We start from the raw sequence: 548 nt of genomic DNA on the forward strand, positions 1-548 counted from the left end.
TCCCTCGACCAGGACGAGGGCGTGCACGAGATAGAAGCCGAACGAGATCTCCCCCAACCACTGCATTCGCCGGCCGCGCAGGAGGCTCGAGCGCCCCTTGAGATCACCATGTGCGACGGTGCCGATCAGCAGCACGACCGGCACGAGCATGGTGAGCCGGACGCCGACCAGGTACGGGGTCGCGTACGAGAGCGCGTAGAACGCCGGGAAGGCCGCGAGCACCACTGCGATCGGCACCTGCCGCCACCGGCCGCGGACGAGGATCGTCCCCAGCACCAGGCCGGCGACGAAATCGAACAGGCGCGACGGAGGGAAGACGTAGCCGAACCAGTACTGCAGTTCGGACAACGGCAGATCGTCGGGCGTGTGCGGCGACGAGGGGAACAGGACGTACGCGAGCGCCACACTCACCCCGACGGCCCCGACCGCTGCCGCGAGGGCGGGCCACAGCGCACGGTCGGGAAGCCGGCGGATCAGCACGTAGACGAACGGGCAGCAGAGGTAGAAGAAGAGCTCCGTTGACAACGACCAACTGGGCGGGTTGACGC

1 protein-coding gene is annotated in these 548 nt (G+C 68.1%); it reads right to left on the reverse strand.

Annotated features, from left to right (window positions below):
* Positions 1 to 548, reverse strand: a 548-nt coding sequence (locus FK268_RS23695; protein WP_146437899.1) for an acyltransferase family protein, incomplete at both ends; no start/stop codon positions are given.

Source organism: Tsukamurella sputi (assembly GCF_007858445.1).
GTDB lineage: Bacteria > Actinomycetota > Actinomycetes > Mycobacteriales > Mycobacteriaceae > Tsukamurella > Tsukamurella sputi.